Genomic DNA, 15,779 nt, shown 5'->3' with positions numbered 1-15,779 from the left:
TCCTATCCGAGGCGTGGATAGCTTCTCAACCTTTCCTGTGGTCCCGGCCCATGGGAATCCCCCGTTCGCGGCGGCGAGCGCCCAGGTAGCCGGGGGAAGCAAGCGGGACGGGGCTCAAGGTTGACAGGCCGTACCCGCCCAACGGACCGTACCCGTATACTTATGCGCATGAGTCCCCCCAACCGCCGCCAACCGGCCACCGGCGTCATCGGCGTCCCAGGCCAGCCGGACGGGAAGCCCGTCCTGCTGGTGGTGGACGATGACAACCTCATCACCGACACCCTGGCCTTCGTCCTAGGACGGGACTTCGAGGTGCACGTGGCCGAGACCCGGCCCCATGCCATCAGCCTGGTGCGGCAACTGGATCCGCCCCCCGATCTCGCCCTGGTGGACCTGGGGCTGCCCCCCATCCCCCACCAGCCGGACGAGGGCTTCCGCCTGATCTCGGAGCTCCTCGCCCATTCCGAGCAGATGAAGATCCTGGTGCTCTCGGGGCAGAACGACGAGGCCAACGCCCGGCATGCCCGGGCCCTCGGCGCGGTGGACTTCATCGCCAAGCCGTGCGAGCCCGAGGACATCAAGGCCCACCTGATGGCGGCGCTCAACGCCCGGGCCCGGGAGCTGAAGCGGGAAGAGGAAACCCTGCCCGGGGAATACGGCATCATCGGCTCGAGCGAGCCGATCCAGAAAATGCGAGAGCAGATCCGCCAGTACGCGCGGGCCCCGTTCCCGGTGCTGATCGAGGGGGAATCGGGCAGCGGCAAGGAGATGGTGGCGGCGGCGTTGCACAAGCTCTCCGCCAACCCGAGCGCCCCTTATCTCGCCCTCAATTGCGCCGCCATCTCCCCCAACCTGGTGGAGCCCACCCTGTTCGGCTACGCCAAGGGCTCGTTCACCGGCGCGACCGGCGCCAAGTCCGGCTACTTCGAGGACGCGAGCGGCGGCACCCTGTTCCTGGACGAGATCGGGGAGCTGCCGTTAGACCTACAGCCCAAGCTGCTGCGGGTGCTGGAGAACGGCGAGTTCCAGCGGGTCGGCGAGACCCAGACGCGCAAGAGCAGCGCCCGGGTAATCGCCGCCACCAACCGGGACCTGCGCCAGGAGGTGCGCTCGGGCCGCTTCCGCGCCGACCTCTACCACCGGCTTTCCGTCTTCACCATCCAGGTGCCGCCCCTGCGGGAACTCGACGGCGATAAGCTCCTGCTGCTGGAGCATTTCCGCCGCTTCTACTCCGACCAGGGGGACGCCCAGCCCTTCGAGCTGGCCCCGGACGCCTTGGAGCTGTGGAAACGCTATGCCTTTCCTGGCAACGTGCGGGAGCTACGCAACATCGTCATCCGCCTGGTCACCAAGTACGCCGGACGCCAGGTGGACGCCCGCCAGCTCGAGGCGGAGCTAGACGTGAACCTGCCCGCCGCCTCCCCCGACGAAGCCATGCTGCAGCGGGATCCGGAGGCCTTGCTGGCCCTCGCCACCCGCCAACTCCAGCGGGAGCGGGAATTCAGCCTGGACCAGACCCTGAAGCTCTGGGAGCAGAGCTACATCCGGGCCGCTCTCCAGCTCACCCACGGAAACGTGAGCCAGGCGGCGAAGCTCCTGGGGATCAACCGCACCACCCTCTACAGCCGCATGGAGGCGCGGGGCGAGTCGAGCGACAAGAACGCCTGAGCCGCGCAATCGTGCATTCAAGTCGCCTCGCGTGTATTTAGATCACTTCGGGCTCAGCGAGCCGCCCTTCAGCATCACCCCCCTCACCGATTTCTTCTACGCTGGCGCCCGCCGGGGCACGACGCTGGAGGCGCTCATTTACGCCCTTACCCACGTGGAGGGCATTGTCAAGGTGGTGGGCGAAGTGGGCAGCGGAAAGACCATGCTATGCCGGGTGCTGATGGAGCGGCTGCCGCCGGAGGTGGAAACGGTCTACCTGGGCCACCCCGCCTTGAGCCCGGACGAGCTCCTGTACGCCGTGGCCGACGAGCTGGGCCTCCATCTCGCGGGCGAGCGCCAGACCCAGGCCCTCAAGGCCCTTTCCCAGGCCCTCATCGACAAGCACGCCGCGGGCAAGTACGTGGTGGTGCTGGTGGACGAGGCCCACGCCATGTCCCCGGAGACGCTGGAAGCGCTGCGGCTGCTCGCCAACCTGGAGACGGGCCGCCACAAGCTCCTGCGCCTCGTGCTGTTCGGCCAGCCGGAGCTGGACGCCCTCCTGGCCCGGCCGGAGATGCGCCAGCTCCGGGACCGCATCACCCACAGCTTCCAGATGCCGCCCCTGGACGGACCCGCCGTGGGCGAATACCTCATGTTTCGCCTGCGGGCGGCCGGCTACCGGGGACCGGACCTCTTCAGCCCGGCGGCCGTGCGGGCAATCGCCCGGGCGTCCCAGGGTCTCACCCGGCGGATCAACGTCCTCGCCGACAAGGCGTTGCTTGCGGCCTTCGTGGAGGACTCCCATCGGATCGAGCCCCGCCACGTGAAAATGGCCATCCGGGATTCGGCGCTGGCGCCTCGGCGCCGCCCGCCCGTTACCGCCCTGACCCTCTCCGTCCTGGCGGTGGGGTTCGCAGCGGGCGTCGGCTGGCTCTACCAAGGCCAACCCCTTCCCGGCGCCGATCCGATAGAAGCGCCCCAGGCGGTAGCTTCCCCCACGACCCAACAATCCCCCTCCGCCCCAGGAGGGCCGCCTTCGCGCCAAGGAGAATCGCCTTCCGCTCCGACGGAGCCCGCCCCCGGGCGGGTCCAGGATGCCCGACCGGAGTCGCCGGCTTCCGGGGCCTCCTTTTCAGAGCTTGCCCTCGAAGGATACGCCCTGCTGGGTCAACGGGTGGCGGCGGCGCGGGAGCTCCTGGAAACCCGTCCCGGGGAAAGCTACAGCGTGCAGCTTTTCCTGACCAACGACATCCGGCCGGCGCGCATGGAACGGTTCTTGCAGCGAGCCCGGCAGCTCATTGACCTGGACAGGATCTACGTGTACCCCACCCGCACCGGCGGCCAGCCCAACTTCACCGTCATGTACGGCAGCTTCGACTCCCGGGAGGAAGGCCTGGCGGCCCTGGACCGGCTGCCGCCCGGCTATCGGAGCGAGTTCGCGCCCATCGTGCGCCGGCTGGAAGAAGTCAAGGCCATGCGGTGAAGAATCGGAGGGCGACAACGTGATAAACCACTTCAGATAATCCTTAATATTGGTTTGAATAAAAAAGATTTTCATGCTAGGCTGAAAATCGCATTCATGGGCTTCAGGGAGAAAAGGGGGTGAGGCGTTGCGGGCAGTGTTGCTTCGGGCTCGCGCCTAGGGCGAGCCGGTTCCCGGCGGCGGGGCTCCTGGCCGTAGGCCTTGTCCTGGTCATGGCGGGCTGCGGTACCCAGCCCAGCAAACCCTCCCCGACGGCCCACGTCACCGCCGCCACGGTCCCCCCCAGAACCGGCACCCTGCCCCCGCCGGTCACCCAGGCTCCCCCGGTGCCGGCGCCCAGACCGTCCCCGAAGCCGGAGACCTTCAGCGTCTCCGTAGTGAACGTCCCGGTGCAGGAGCTGCTCTTCGCCCTGGCCCGGGACGCGCGGCTCAATATCGACGTGCATCCTAGCATCCAGGGCACGGTCACCCTGAACGCCATCCAGCAGACCCTGCCCCAGATCCTGGAGCGGATCGCCAAGCAGGTGGACATGCGCTACGAGGTGCAGGACTCCACCCTGGTGGTCATGCCCGACACCCCTTTCCTGCGCAACTACAAGGTCGATTACGTGAACATGGCCCGGGACGCCACCGCCACCGTGGCCATCGCCACCCAGATCCAGGGGGGCGCGGCCGCCACCGGCACGACCGGCACGGGCCCCGTGGGCGGACTGGGCCAAGGCAACATCTCCAACACCTCCCTCAACAACACGGCCAAGAACCGCTTCTGGGAGACCCTGGTGCAGAACGTGAAGGACCTGCTGCGGGAGACCGACAAGCTACTGCCGGAAGGCTCCTACGAAACCGCGGTGGAACAGGGCAGCGTCCAGTCCACCACCGGCACCGGGGCACCGCCCCCCACCACCCGCGGCAGCCGGGAGCCGGGGATTTATTCCAGCCCCAACCCCGCCGCGGTGCAGAGCGAAGGCACCACGGTGATCCGCCGCGCCACGTTCCGCGAGGCGGCCTCCGTCATCGCCAACCCGGAGACCGGGGTCCTTTCCATCCGCGCCACCGCCCGCCAGCACGAGAAGATCCAGGAGTTCCTGGACCAGGTAATGGCAAGCGCCCGGCGGCAGGTGCTGATCGAGGCCACGGTGGTGGAAGTGAACCTGTCGGACAACTACCAGCAGGGCATCGACTGGCGCGCCTTCGTCAAGGCGGGGGGCCAATGGACGCTCCAGCAGCAGACTCTCTCCACCCTGCCGAGTGCGATCGGCTCGACCCTCTTCACCGGCACCTATTCGGGCAGCGACGACTTCTCGGCCACCCTGAAGCTGCTGGAGTCCTTCGGCACGGTGAAGGTGCTCTCCAGCCCCAAGCTGTCGGTCATCAACAACCAGACGGCGCTGCTCAAGGTGGTGGAGAACCGGGTCTATTTCACCGTGAAGGCGGATACGGTCACCACCGCCAACGTGGGCACCGTCACCACCTTCACCACCACGCCCAACACGGTGTCGGTGGGCTTCGTGATGAGCGTCACCCCCCAGATCTCGGCAGCCGACACGGTCACCCTCAACGTGCGCCCCACGGTCTCCCGCATCACCGGGTTCGTCAACGATCCCAATCCGAGCCTCCTGATTCCCAACCGGATCCCGGAGATCCAGACCCGGGAGATGGAGTCGGTGATCCGGGTCGCCAGCGGCGACGTGGCGGTCATGGGCGGGCTCATGCAGGACGGCATCGAGAACAAGGACGACACGGTGCCCGGCCTGGCCCAGATTCCCTTGCTGGGGGAGATCTTCACCGCCCGCAACGACACCCGGACCAAGACCGAGCTGGTGGTGTTCCTGCGGCCCACCGTGATCCGCAACGCCAGCCTGGACGGGGACTACGCCCATTTGCGGCCCCTGCTGCCCGGGGACAACTTCCTGGACTCGCCGCGCTTCGACAATTTCTTCGGTTCGGGGCGGGCGCGGCTGCCCCTGATTGAGCCATGAGCCTGCTCCTGGACGCCCTCAAGCGGGCCGAACTGGAAAAGCGGAAAAATGACGGCCCTGCGTCCGCCCCGCAAGGGGGCGCGGGGACCGCCGGCGCCGGGGACCCGGGCGGGGGGAAGTCCCCTTCCCCGGCCTCGCCCGCTCCCCGGCTGGAGCTTAGCCTGGAGGAACCGCCCCCACGGACGGGACCGCTCCCCGGCGCCGGCGGAGCCGTCCTGCCCGGCGCGGGAGCGGCCGAGCGGGCCGGCGCCGAGCGGTTGTTCGAAGCCAAGGCCCTTCCGGGCGCCTCCAAAGCCTGGCTGCTGGGGTTCGCCGCCATCGCCCTGGCCTCCGCCCTGGGGGGAGGGCTATACATCTGGCGGGAGATGTCCCGGCCGCCCCTCCTCGCCGCCGCACCGGCGAGCGACCCGCCGCCCGCCCGGATAGCCCCCGCAGCGGTTCCTCCCTCCCAAGCGCCCGTCGCGCAGACGCCCGCGACCGCCCCCACCGACCGGAACCCGGTGCCGGAAAGGAGCCCGGCCGGCCCCGAATCCGCCGCTCCGCGTCTAGCGCCGCCGCCCGAGCCTAGGGACGCGCCGAGTAAGCCTTCTTCCAACCCGCCCCCACCGGGCAAAGCCGAAGGCCAGGCGGCGCTTAAGCCTCCGCCGGCCCGGGCCGCCGGGCCTGGGGTGGAAAGCGAGCCGGCCGCCGCCGATCCCCGCATCCGCATCGAGCGCGCCTCCGCCCCGTCCGAAGTGGACCCGGCCCTCGCCCAAGCGTACCAGGCCCTCCAGGCGGGAGACTTGAGCGCCGCGGAAGGGCACTATCGGTCGCTCCTGGTCAGGGAACGGCGCAACCGGGACGCCCTTCTGGGACTCGCGGCCATCGCCGTGAAGCGGGGCGATCCCGACGCGGCCCGGCGCTATTACCGCCAGGCGCTCGCCCTGGACCCCCGGGATCCCCTGGCCACGGCAGGGCTCGCGGCGCTGGACGGGCCGGCCCTGGATCCCGCCGCCCTGGAAAGTCGGCTGAAGATCCTGCTGGCGGGACAGCCTGAGGCCGCCGCCCTTCATTTCGCCCTGGGCAACCTCTACGCTGCCCAGTCCCGTTGGAGCGAAGCCCAGCAGGCCTATTTCCAGGCGTTTAAGCTGGAACCCGGTAACGCCGATTACGCCTATAACCTGGCCGTCAGCCTGGACCACTTGAACGAGGCGGCGCTGGCGGGACAATACTACCAACGCGCCCTGGCTCTGGTCGGGAGCAGCGTGGCCGCCTTCGATCCCTCTCGGGTGGAGGCGCGGCTCCGAGAACTCGGGAAGTCGAAAGAATAGACCTCGCCCCCGCCCGGGATCCGGACGGGGCGGCGGGCTTCCCACCCTCGCAAAAGGCACGGTTTTTGCGAACTTTTCTGGCATGTCCGCCCTGGAACAAACCCTGAGCCAACGCCCCCTCGGCCAGCTTCTGGTGGAGAAGGGCGTCATCAGCGAAGACCAGCTTCGCATCGCCCTCCAGGAACAAAACAAGAACCACCTGCCCCTGGGGCGGCTGATGGTGGCCCTCGGCTTCCTCTCGGAAGCCACCATCCGGGACGTGCTGTCGGAGAGCCTGGGGCAGGAGAGCGTCGACCTCGCCAAGGTGATCGTCGACGCCCAGGCGATCAAGCTGATCCCCAAAGAGGTGGCCCGGCGCTACGCGATCCTGCCCATCGCCGTGGACCACAACCGGCGCCAGCTCACCATCGCCATCGCCGACCCGGACAACATCATCGCCCTGGACCAGGTGCGTGCCCTGGTCAAGGAGGACTACCGCATCCAGCAGCTTCTCGCCGCCGAATCCGACATCCTGCGGGCGATCGACCAGTACTACGGCTTCGAGCTCTCCATCGACGGCATCCTGCACGAGATCGAGCCCGGCGAGATGGACTACCAGACCCCGCTCGTCGGAGTCAACGAGTTCAGCCAGCCGGTGGTGCGCCTGATCGACGCCCTGCTCTCGGACGCCGTGCAGCGGGGCGCCTCCGACATCCACTTCGAGCCGGAGCACAGTTTCCTTCGCATCCGCTACCGCATCGACGGGGTGTTGCGCCAGGTGAGAAGCCTGCACAAGTCCTACTGGCCGGCCATGGTGGTGCGGCTCAAGGTGATGAGCGGCATGAACATCGCCGAGACGCGGGCGCCCCAGGACGGCCATATTTCCCTGAGGCTGTCGGGCCGGTTGATCGATTTCCGCGTCGCCTCCCACCCTACCACCTACGGCGAGAACATGGTGTTGCGGGTGCTGGACCGGCAGAAGGGCATCGTGCCGCTGGACATGCTGGGCCTGCACGAACAGGCCCTGGCCACCTTGAAGATCATGATCGCCCGCCCCGAGGGCATCATCTTGGTGACCGGCCCCACCGGCAGCGGCAAGACCACGACCCTCTATTCCATCCTCAACCACATCAACACCGACGGGGTCAACATCATGACCCTGGAGGATCCGGTGGAATACCCCATGCCCCTCATTCGCCAGACCTCGGTCAACGAGACGGCCAAGCTCGACTTCGCCAGCGGCATTCGCTCCATGCTGCGCCAGGACCCGGACGTGATCCTGGTGGGCGAGATCCGCGACCATCCCACTGCGGAGATGGCCTTCCGCGCCGCCATGACCGGCCACCAGGTGTACTCCACCCTGCACACCAACTCCGCCATCGGCGTCGTGCCGCGCCTGCTGGACATCGGCATACTGCCCGACATCATGGCGGGCAACATCATCGGAGTCATCGCCCAGCGGCTGGTGCGGGTGCTGTGCCATCACTGCAAGAAACCCCACCGGCCGGGCGAGCTGGAGCGGCGCCTGCTCGGTTTCGAGCGCGACGAGGCGCCGCCCACCATCTACCGGGCAGCGGGCTGCGAGCTGTGCGACCACCAGGGCTACAGCGGCCGCATCGCGGTGATGGAGCTGCTCAAGATGGACGAGGATCTGGACGAGCTGGTGGCGCGCCGGGCCACGGCCCGGGAGATCCGCACCATGGCTCTCACCAAGGGATTCCGCCCCTTGGCCGAGGATGCGATCCAGCGGGTGCTGGAGGGCGTGACCTCTCTAGACGAGGTGCTGCGGGTGATCGACCTCACCAACCGGCTCGCGTAAAACCCGCGTTAAAACCGCCATGGCCCTCTACCAGTACGTCGCCGTCGATCCCGTCGGCAAACGCGTCCGCGGCATGCAGGACGCCGCCAACCCGGTGGATCTGGAGCTGCGGCTCAAGCGCGGGGGGCTCGACCTCATCTCCGCACGGCCGGCCCGGGCGAACCAGCTCGCCCTCGGGCGCCGGGTGCGGCGCCAGGAGCTCATCACCTTCTTCTTCAACCTGGAGAGCCTCACCCGGGCCGGTGTGCCTCTGCTGGAGAGCCTGGCCGACCTGCGCGACACGATGAACGACCCGGCGTTTCGCCAGATCATCGCCAACATGATCGAGGGCGTGGAGGGAGGACAGCGCCTGTCCCAGGCCATGGCCCCGTATCCCCGGGTGTTCGAGCCGGTCCACGTGAGCCTGGTGCGCGCGGGCGAGCAGAGCGGCCGGCTCTCCGAGGTGTTCGGCCATATCACCGAAAGCCTCAAGTGGCAGGACGAGCTGGCCGCCCAGACCAGGCAGGTCATGCTCTACCCGGCCATGGTCTTGGCGGTGGTGCTCGCCGTGTTCCTGTTTCTGATGATGTACCTGGTGCCCCAGCTTGCCGGCTTCATGCAAAACATCGGCCAGGCAATCCCGCCCCAGACCAGGCTCCTGATCGCGTTATCGAACGCCGTCGTGGGCTATTGGTACCTCATCGCCGGACTGCTGGCGGGGGCGGCCGCCGGGATCTGGCTGGGCGGGCGCTTCATGCCCGGTCTGGAGAGCCGCATCGACCGCTTGAAGCTCAGGCTCTGGGTCGTGGGGCCGATCCTGCACAAGATCATCCTGGCCCGCTTCGCCAACACCTTCGCCATGATGTATGCCTCGGGCATCTCGATCCTGGAGTGCATCGCCGCCGCCCGGGACATCGCCGGCAACCGGGTGGTGGCGGCGAGCCTGGAGCAGGTCGGCCGGCGCATCGAAGAAGGCAAGAACCTGACCCAGAGCTTCGCCGAGGTGGGCCTCTTTCCGCCCCTGGTACTGCGCATGCTGCGGGTGGGCGAGGCGACTGGCGCTTTGGACAAGGCGCTGCTCAACGTCACCTACTTCTACGACCGGGACGTGCGCGAATCGGTGAAACGGATCCAGACCATGATCGGCCCCCTCCTCACCCTGGTGCTGGGAGCGCTCTTGGGCTGGGTCATGTTCTCGGTGCTCATGCCCGTGTACGACGTCATCAGCAGGACCCGGTTCTGATGGCCGAGCCCGCCCTGCTGTTCCTCACCGCTGAGCGCCTCACCGCCTACCGCTGGCATGGGGGCCATGTTTCCCTGGAGGGGGCCTTCACCGCCGACGAAGCGGGCCGGCGGGCGTTTGCCGCCTACGCGGCCGAAGTGGCCCAGCGCCGCCGCACGGCGTGGATGCTCGCCGACCTGGTGGAAGAGGATTTTCGCTTCGAAACCGTCCCCCACCTGATCGGCCCGGAGCGCTCGACGCTGCTCGCGCGCAAGCTGGAGCAGTTCTACCGCTCCACGCCCTTCCGCCACGCCGAGATCCGGGAGCGGATGCGGGAGGGCCGGCGCGATGACCGGGTGTTGTTTTCCGCCCTGACCAATCCGGGGTGGATCGCGCTTTGGGTCGAGCTCCTGGTCCATTACGAGATCCCCCTGCGGGGCCTGTACTCGGTGCCCCTCCTGAGCCGGCACATCGCCCGGCTGATTTCCGGCCACGACCTGCTGCTCATCACCTGGGAGCGGGACGCCGGCGTACGCCAGACCTATTTCAAGAACGGTCACGTGAGCTTCTCCCGCTTGAGTCCCCTGGCCACGGGCCCTCACGCCGACGCAGGCCTGCAACCGGCGGTCGGCGCCCAGTTCACCGCCACGGTGATCCACGAGGCCGCCCGCACCGTCCAGTACCTGCAGAGCTTGAGCCTTCTGCCCTCCGAGCGGCCGATGCAGGTCGCCATCGTGTGCTCGCGGGAGGACCGGGAAGCGCTGGCGGCGCGGCTCCAGGACTCGCCCCGGGTGCGCTACGCGTACCTGGACATCGGGGAACTCGCCGCGCGGCTGGGTTACCGCGACTCCCTGCCCGATTCGGACGCCACCGGCCTGCTGCTGCACGCGCTGGTGAAGAGCCGTCCCCCCAACCAGTACGCCCCCGCCCAGCACACCCATTATCACACCCTGGGGGAAGCGCGCCGGCTCGCCCGGGCGGCGGTGCTGGCCACCGGGCTGGGGCTCCTGCTCTGGGCGGGTCTGGACGTGTGGCAAGGGATGAATTTCTCCCGCCGCGCCGAGCAATTGACGAGGGAGCTGCAAAGCCTGGAGCGCCAGCACCAGGCCATCCGCGCGACCTTTCCGCCCACTCCCCGGTCGGCCTCGGAAATGCGCCGGGTGGTGCTGGCGACCCGGGCCCTGGCCCAATCCTCCCCTTCGCCGGCGGAAGCGCTCTCCGGCATCGGCCAGGTCCTCGAAGCCTTCCCCGGGCTGCGCCTCACCCAGCTTTCCTGGCAAATCACGACCCATCCAGAGAGCATCGAGAAAAGCGCGCCCGGGAGGCCTCGGGCTGCTTCTCCTCAGCCGGCCAGTCCCGGCCCCACCCTCTACCGGGTTGTGCTGCTGCAAGGGGAAGTGCACCCGTTCCGGCACAACTACCGGGAGGCGCTGGAACAAGTGGAAGCCCTCGCCGCCGAGCTCACCCGGCGGGGATTCAGCGTGGAGCGGCTCGAACTGCCCCTCGATCTCCGCCCCCAGGCGAGCCTCGCGGGGCAATCGGACGCGCCCGAGGCCGAGCAGCGCGCCGCTTTCGCCCTCAAGATCGTGCGGGCGGCGACATGAGACTCACGCGCCAGGACTGGCCTCTTCTGCGCGGCACCGTGTTCTTCGCCGCCGCGGTCCTCGCCCTCGCCCTCGTGGCCATCGGCGCCGCCCATGAGTTCAAGGCCCGGATGCAGCGAACCCACGCCGCCCTGCAATCCCAGGTGGCCCAGGCCCACGCCCAGCTCGCCCGGGTCCAGGAGGAGCGCAAAAACCTGGACGAGTATTACGAGGAATACCAGCGCCTCGTCGCTCGGGGAGTGATCGGCGAAGAGCAGCGGCTCGACTGGATCGAAGCCATCGACCGGCTGCGCGGGCGGCAGCGCCTCTTCGGCGCCCGCTACGCCATCTCGCCCCAGCGCCCCTATCAGCCGGACATTCCGTTGCCGGGCGGCCCGATCGACCTGCTGGCCTCGGACATGAGGCTGCAACTCTCCCTTTTGCACGAGGGAGAACTCGCCCGCTTTTTCGAAGCATTGCGCGAGGAAGCCAAGGGCCTGTTCCTCCTGCGGGGCTGCCAGGTCAGGCGTGCGGCGGCCGCAGCCCCCTCGCGTTTCGGTCCCCAACTGGAAGCCGACTGCCAGCTCACCTGGATTTCCTTGAAGGACCGCCCCCAGCCATGACTCGCTTCCTACAACCGGCGCTCTTTCTCGTCCTGGGCGGGCTTGCCGCCGCCGCCTGGGCCGCCGATCCTCTGGGACGGCTGTTCTTCACCCCGGAGGAGCGGGAGCAACTGGAACGGCAGCGGGTGAGGCCCTCGGCCGAGGCCGCGCCGTCGCTCTCCGGCGTCACCGTCAACGGGCTGGTGCAGCGCTCGGACGGGAAAGCGGTCGTGTGGGTGAACGGGGTTCCCCGGCCGGCTTCGGCGCCCGCGGCGGAGGACGGCCTCGCCGCCCGGCCCCTGGACGCGGCGACCGTGGTGGTGACCACGCCCGAGGGCAAGGTGCAGGTGAAGGTGGGGGAGACGGTATGGCTCGCCCCCGGCGAGGGCAGGGAGCGCGGGAGAGAAACGTCCCCGCCCGGCGCCGGCGCGTCCCCGGAGGCCGCCCGGTGACCGCCACAACGCTCGGCCATGCCCGCGGCATGCGGGGCGCTCCCGTCACGTCCGGTCGCCAGCGCGGCCAGGTGCTGCTCCTCATGCTTCTCGTGCTCATCACGGGCGCCGCTTACCTGCTGGTGCAATCGCTCAACGCCGGCTCGATCGCCACCGAGCGGGACCGCATTACTCAACAGGCGCTGGCGCAGGCGAAGGAGGCGTTGATCGGCCGCGCTCTGGTCGATAACAATCGGCCGGGCAGCCTGCCCTGCCCTGACCTGGATGACGACGGCTCGGCGGAAATACTTTCAGGCAATGAATGCCCAAGTTACATTGGGCGCCTGCCTTGGCGCACATTACGCTTGCCTGACTTGAGAGATGGGTCTGGAGAGCGCCTTTGGTATTCTTTATCCAGAAATTTTAGGGATGATGATTCAATTGTCATCAATTCCTATAGCCCTGGAGACCTCTCTATCGTCGGGACCAGTCCCCAATCAGATGTCGTGGCGGTTGTATTCGCTCCTGGCACGCCGTTGCAACGGGAGGATGCCAGCACAATCCAGACTCGCGGATGTATCGTTGGCACCGATTGTGACGACGCTGGTATTTGCACCGCTAGCCCAGCATCCAGTACGCCCAAATGCAATTCGAAGAATTACCTGGATGTCGTGAATGCGGTGGAGGACAACGCCGACGGTGATGCCATCTTCGTTGCGGCCCACCCCAGCGCTTCCTTCAACGACAGGCTGCTGGCCATCGGCCACGACGAGCTGTTCGTGGCGGCCAACAAACGAATCGCCGGAGAAATCCGCGGCACTGCAACGCCTGCCAGCGGCGTACAAGGCTATTACGAGCAGCAGAGCCCTAAGCATTATCCCTGGGCGAGTAACGGGACGGGTTACCAGATCCCCGGCGAGAAGACCGGCTCGGTACCATACGAGGAGTTACCTTTCAACCCCACCATAAAAGAAGTTCTCAAAGACAACGGGTGGTTCGACCCGAGCATTACGGTTTACACGGTGGCCCCTGACCGATCCAGCGCAACCATTACGATTCAGAATCCCTTCGTCAGCGTCTGCCTCGAGAACGGGAATGTCGTCCAGTGCCCATGAGAATCGTAAACAAAGGGGCCAACCCTAAACCTGGAGTAAACGGCATCACGATTCGGCATGCCGCAGGTTTTACTCTGGTGGAGCTGGCGGTGGTTCTCCTCATTCTAGGATTGCTCTTGGGCGGCCTTCTGGCGCCCATCAGCGCCCAGCTCGAACAGCAATCGATCAAGGACACTCAGCGTAAGTTAGATGAAATCAAAGAGGCTTTAATCGGCTTCTCCCTGGCGAACGGACGGCTGCCGTGTCCGGCGGACGGGGCGACTCCGAGCGGCAGCTCGGGAAGTGGCGAAGAAAGCTACAACTCAACGACGGGCCAGTGCAACATCACGACCGACGGCGTCGTGCCGTGGGCCACGTTGGCACTTCCTGAGACGGATGCCTGGGGGCGACGCTTCACCTACCGCGTCCGCCAGGATTGGGCCGATCAGGTCAATCCCGCCGCCTCCGCCACGGCGGATTGTACGGAGGTGGCCGCCAACGCCTCTTTTGCCTTGTGCTCAGAGGGCAACATCACTGTCAAGGATGGCAGCGGACCCTCGGGAAAAAACGTGGCGACGAACGTTCCCGCTCTCATCGCCTCCCACGGAAAAAACGGCTACGGCGCCTACCTGCCCAACGGCACTCGCCTTCCTTTGAGTGGGGACAGCGACGAACAGGAAAACACAGACAACGATGCGACCTTCGTGAGCCGCTCGCCGGGCAAATATCCTGACGACCCTTACGACGACCAGGTCGTCTGGATCTCCCCGTCCATTCTCAAAAACCGCATGGTCCAAGCCGGCAAGCTGCCCTGACCCGCGAGGACTCGGGGCCTCGTTCCGTCAAGCGTTTCCCCGCGGCGCCAGCTCGAAGCACACCCGGCCCGGCTGGTTCTCCTTGAGGCGCAGGGCGTAGCCCCGGCGCGCGGCCTCCCGGGAAACCTGGTAGAGGCCGACCCCCAGCCCGGTTTCCGAGGCCACGGGCTTCTCGAACAGCGCGCCCGCCACCCGGGCCGGCACCGGCTCCCCCGTGTCGGTGACCCGCAGCACCGCCCCGCCGTTCGCCGTGGCGAGCTCCACGTCGATTTCCAGCCCCGGCGAGCGTTGGCGTTTCTTCAAGGCGTTTTCCAGCAGGTTCTCCGCAACGCTGTCGAAGAGGGCTCCGGGAATCCGGGCGTCTGCGGCGAGGCTCGCCCGGAAGCGCACCCCGCGGGGCTCGTAGCGGGACTCGAGGGCTTCCCACCAGGCGCGCGCTGCAACCGGCGGGTCCTCCGCGTCGCGCTGGGCGAGGGGGTCCTTGAGCTTGCTCAAAGTGAGCTCCAGCCGCCGGGCCAGATCGGGGAGCTGGCGCCGCATGAGCCGCTGGAAGCCTTCGGCGTCGCCCGCCTGCTGGGAGGCCGAGGCCAGGGCGTAGAGGGATTGGAGCAGGTTTTTGATGTCGTGAGTAAGTCGGGCGCCGGTCTCGTGGATGGCCTGCATGCGGGCCATCTGGGCGAGGGCCTGCTCCCGGCGCTTTCCCTCGTAGAAGCGAGCGACGATCTCGGTGAGCAGCTTCAGGTGCAGGACCAGGGCCGGCCCCACGGTGAAGCGGGAAGAGACCTGGAGCGTGAGCGGCCCGGCGCTGAAGGTCCACACCGAGGAGGCTTCCTCGCCCACCCGGCCCTGCCCGTCCGGCGAATCCCAGGCTACGCTCGCCACCCAGGGAAGCGTCGCGAGCCGCTCGGCGGCGGTGTGCAGGAACCCCGCTGGGTCGGTTTCCCGCTCCGCCGCTTCGGCGATCTGGGCGAGCCACTGCTCGAAAGGCGTGCCCACGTTGAGCAGGTAGCGGAACAGAACCGGCTGCAGCAGGCTCAAGCCGTGGGCCGGATTCCACAGGAGACCCAGCAGGCTCAACAGGAAACCCACCACCAGGAGGGTGCGGATCAGCGCCTCCACGTAGGCGACCTGGCTCAGAGTCATGAAGGCGAAGCTTCCCAGCACCACCAGGATCACCACCAGGAACAGGAGCAGCCCGTACAAGAAATCCACCGGCTCGCGCCCGGCCTCCGGCGGCCGGCCCACGGGAAGCGCGAGCAGCAGGAGGAGGCCGACCGGCGCGGCGTAGCGCACGAGCTCGTCGGCGAAGAAAGGGGTCGCCCCGGCGATGAAGAGCTTCGGCACCACCCAGAGCAGCAGGGTCAGCATGAGGTAGGCCAGCACCGCCAGGCCGAAGAGGCGGGAAGCGCGCGACGGCCCAGCAAACCCCCGCGCGCCGATCAGGCTGACGAGGAACGCGAACCAGGCGGCTACCAGCCACCAGTTGAGCCAGAAGAGCACCAGGGCGGAAGCCGCGCCGACGAAGACGAGCGCCGGCGTGCCGAGCCGCCGCTCGTAGCCCCACAGGGGCTGCCACAGGAGAAACAGGCCCAGATGAGTAAGAAGCAGCGCCCGGGCCCACGGGCCCTGCAGGTCGGAGAGCACCGCCCCGTGGAGCAGCAGCAACATGACCGCCAGCAGTTTTTCGCGCCGCTGGAGCAGGCGCCTGACCCAGGCAGGACGGGAAAGGGCCGCCGTCATGGCCGGCCCGGGGGTCGCGGAGGAAGCGTCCGGCGGAGAATCAAACATGCCCTCTCTCAAGGGGTGGCGGACCCATTATAACCAGCGGCTTGGGCG

At 67.7% G+C, this 15,779-nt stretch carries 12 protein-coding genes; 11 read left to right on the top strand and 1 reads right to left on the bottom strand.

The window, feature by feature from the left end; all coding sequences use genetic code 11:
* The first annotated feature begins 162 nt into the window (after positions 1 to 162).
* From ACTFO6_RS04635 to ACTFO6_RS04585, 11 genes are all read left to right on the top strand, one after another.
* Positions 163 to 1,668: a sigma-54-dependent transcriptional regulator gene (locus ACTFO6_RS04635; RefSeq protein ID WP_439933274.1), complete on the top strand. Its 1,506-nt coding sequence runs from the start codon at positions 163 to 165 to the stop codon at positions 1,666 to 1,668.
* Positions 1,669 to 1,699: 31 nt separating this feature from the next.
* Positions 1,700 to 3,130 (top strand): AAA family ATPase, encoded by a 1,431-nt coding sequence (locus ACTFO6_RS04630; RefSeq protein ID WP_439933273.1) that lies wholly within the window; start codon positions 1,700 to 1,702, stop codon positions 3,128 to 3,130.
* 119 nt (positions 3,131 to 3,249) lie between these two features.
* Positions 3,250 to 5,109 (top strand): pilus (MSHA type) biogenesis protein MshL, encoded by a 1,860-nt coding sequence (gene mshL, locus ACTFO6_RS04625; RefSeq protein WP_439933272.1) that lies wholly within the window; start codon positions 3,250 to 3,252, stop codon positions 5,107 to 5,109.
* Positions 5,106 to 6,419 carry a tetratricopeptide repeat protein gene (locus ACTFO6_RS04620; protein ID WP_439933271.1) on the top strand — a complete coding sequence of 438 codons (1,314 nt, stop codon included), beginning with the start codon at positions 5,106 to 5,108 and terminating at the stop codon, positions 6,417 to 6,419. Before mshL ends, ACTFO6_RS04620 begins: the two co-directional genes overlap by 4 nt.
* 82 nt (positions 6,420 to 6,501) lie before the next feature.
* Complete coding sequence (locus tag ACTFO6_RS04615) at positions 6,502 to 8,217, top strand: GspE/PulE family protein (protein ID WP_439933270.1); 1,716 nt, start codon at positions 6,502 to 6,504, stop codon at positions 8,215 to 8,217.
* Positions 8,218 to 8,236: 19 nt separating this feature from the next.
* The gene (locus tag ACTFO6_RS04610; RefSeq protein WP_439933269.1) at positions 8,237 to 9,439 is read left to right on the top strand and encodes a type II secretion system F family protein; all 1,203 of its coding nucleotides are present in this window, start codon (positions 8,237 to 8,239) and stop codon (positions 9,437 to 9,439) included.
* Positions 9,439 to 11,022, top strand: coding sequence for a hypothetical protein (locus ACTFO6_RS04605; RefSeq protein ID WP_439933268.1), 1,584 nt, complete (start codon positions 9,439 to 9,441; stop codon positions 11,020 to 11,022). Before ACTFO6_RS04610 ends, ACTFO6_RS04605 begins: the two co-directional genes overlap by 1 nt.
* Complete coding sequence (locus ACTFO6_RS04600) at positions 11,019 to 11,624, top strand: hypothetical protein (RefSeq protein WP_439933267.1); 606 nt, start codon at positions 11,019 to 11,021, stop codon at positions 11,622 to 11,624. Before ACTFO6_RS04605 ends, ACTFO6_RS04600 begins: the two co-directional genes overlap by 4 nt.
* Positions 11,621 to 12,055 carry a hypothetical protein gene (locus ACTFO6_RS04595; protein WP_439933266.1) on the top strand — a complete coding sequence of 145 codons (435 nt, stop codon included), beginning with the start codon at positions 11,621 to 11,623 and terminating at the stop codon, positions 12,053 to 12,055. The genes ACTFO6_RS04600 and ACTFO6_RS04595 overlap by 4 nt, the downstream gene beginning before the upstream one ends.
* Positions 12,052 to 13,149 (top strand): hypothetical protein, encoded by a 1,098-nt coding sequence (locus ACTFO6_RS04590; RefSeq protein ID WP_439933265.1) that lies wholly within the window; start codon positions 12,052 to 12,054, stop codon positions 13,147 to 13,149. Before ACTFO6_RS04595 ends, ACTFO6_RS04590 begins: the two co-directional genes overlap by 4 nt.
* Positions 13,146 to 13,943 (top strand): prepilin-type N-terminal cleavage/methylation domain-containing protein, encoded by a 798-nt coding sequence (locus ACTFO6_RS04585; RefSeq protein WP_439933264.1) that lies wholly within the window; start codon positions 13,146 to 13,148, stop codon positions 13,941 to 13,943. The genes ACTFO6_RS04590 and ACTFO6_RS04585 overlap by 4 nt, the downstream gene beginning before the upstream one ends.
* Positions 13,944 to 13,970: 27 nt before the next feature.
* Here the strand turns inward: ACTFO6_RS04585 and ACTFO6_RS04580 are convergent, their stop codons facing one another.
* A complete protein-coding gene (locus ACTFO6_RS04580) occupies positions 13,971 to 15,731 on the bottom strand; it encodes a sensor histidine kinase (RefSeq protein WP_439933263.1) in 1,761 nt (586 codons plus the stop codon).
* Positions 15,732 to 15,779 lie beyond the last annotated feature (48 nt).

This window comes from Pelomicrobium sp. G1, assembly GCF_051905455.1.
In the GTDB taxonomy this organism is placed as follows: domain Bacteria; phylum Pseudomonadota; class Gammaproteobacteria; order Burkholderiales; family UBA6910; genus Pelomicrobium.
The sequence above is the reverse complement of the archived record's forward strand: the minus strand, read 5'-3'. Positions and strand labels throughout refer to the sequence as shown.

Bases quoted from the DNA above. Each gene is read 5' to 3' on its own strand.
- ACTFO6_RS04635 (WP_439933274.1), top strand. From the start codon at position 163: ATGCGCATGAGTCCCCCCAACCGCCGCCAACCGGCCACCGGCGTCATC.
- ACTFO6_RS04620 (WP_439933271.1), top strand. From the start codon at position 5,106: ATGAGCCTGCTCCTGGACGCCCTCAAGCGGGCCGAACTGGAAAAGCGG.
- ACTFO6_RS04615 (WP_439933270.1), top strand. From the start codon at position 6,502: ATGTCCGCCCTGGAACAAACCCTGAGCCAACGCCCCCTCGGCCAGCTT.
- ACTFO6_RS04610 (WP_439933269.1), top strand. From the start codon at position 8,237: ATGGCCCTCTACCAGTACGTCGCCGTCGATCCCGTCGGCAAACGCGTC.
- ACTFO6_RS04605 (WP_439933268.1), top strand. From the start codon at position 9,439: ATGGCCGAGCCCGCCCTGCTGTTCCTCACCGCTGAGCGCCTCACCGCC.
- ACTFO6_RS04600 (WP_439933267.1), top strand. From the start codon at position 11,019: ATGAGACTCACGCGCCAGGACTGGCCTCTTCTGCGCGGCACCGTGTTC.
- ACTFO6_RS04595 (WP_439933266.1), top strand. From the start codon at position 11,621: ATGACTCGCTTCCTACAACCGGCGCTCTTTCTCGTCCTGGGCGGGCTT.
- ACTFO6_RS04585 (WP_439933264.1), top strand. From the start codon at position 13,146: ATGAGAATCGTAAACAAAGGGGCCAACCCTAAACCTGGAGTAAACGGC.
- ACTFO6_RS04580 (WP_439933263.1), bottom strand. From the start codon at position 15,731: ATGTTTGATTCTCCGCCGGACGCTTCCTCCGCGACCCCCGGGCCGGCC.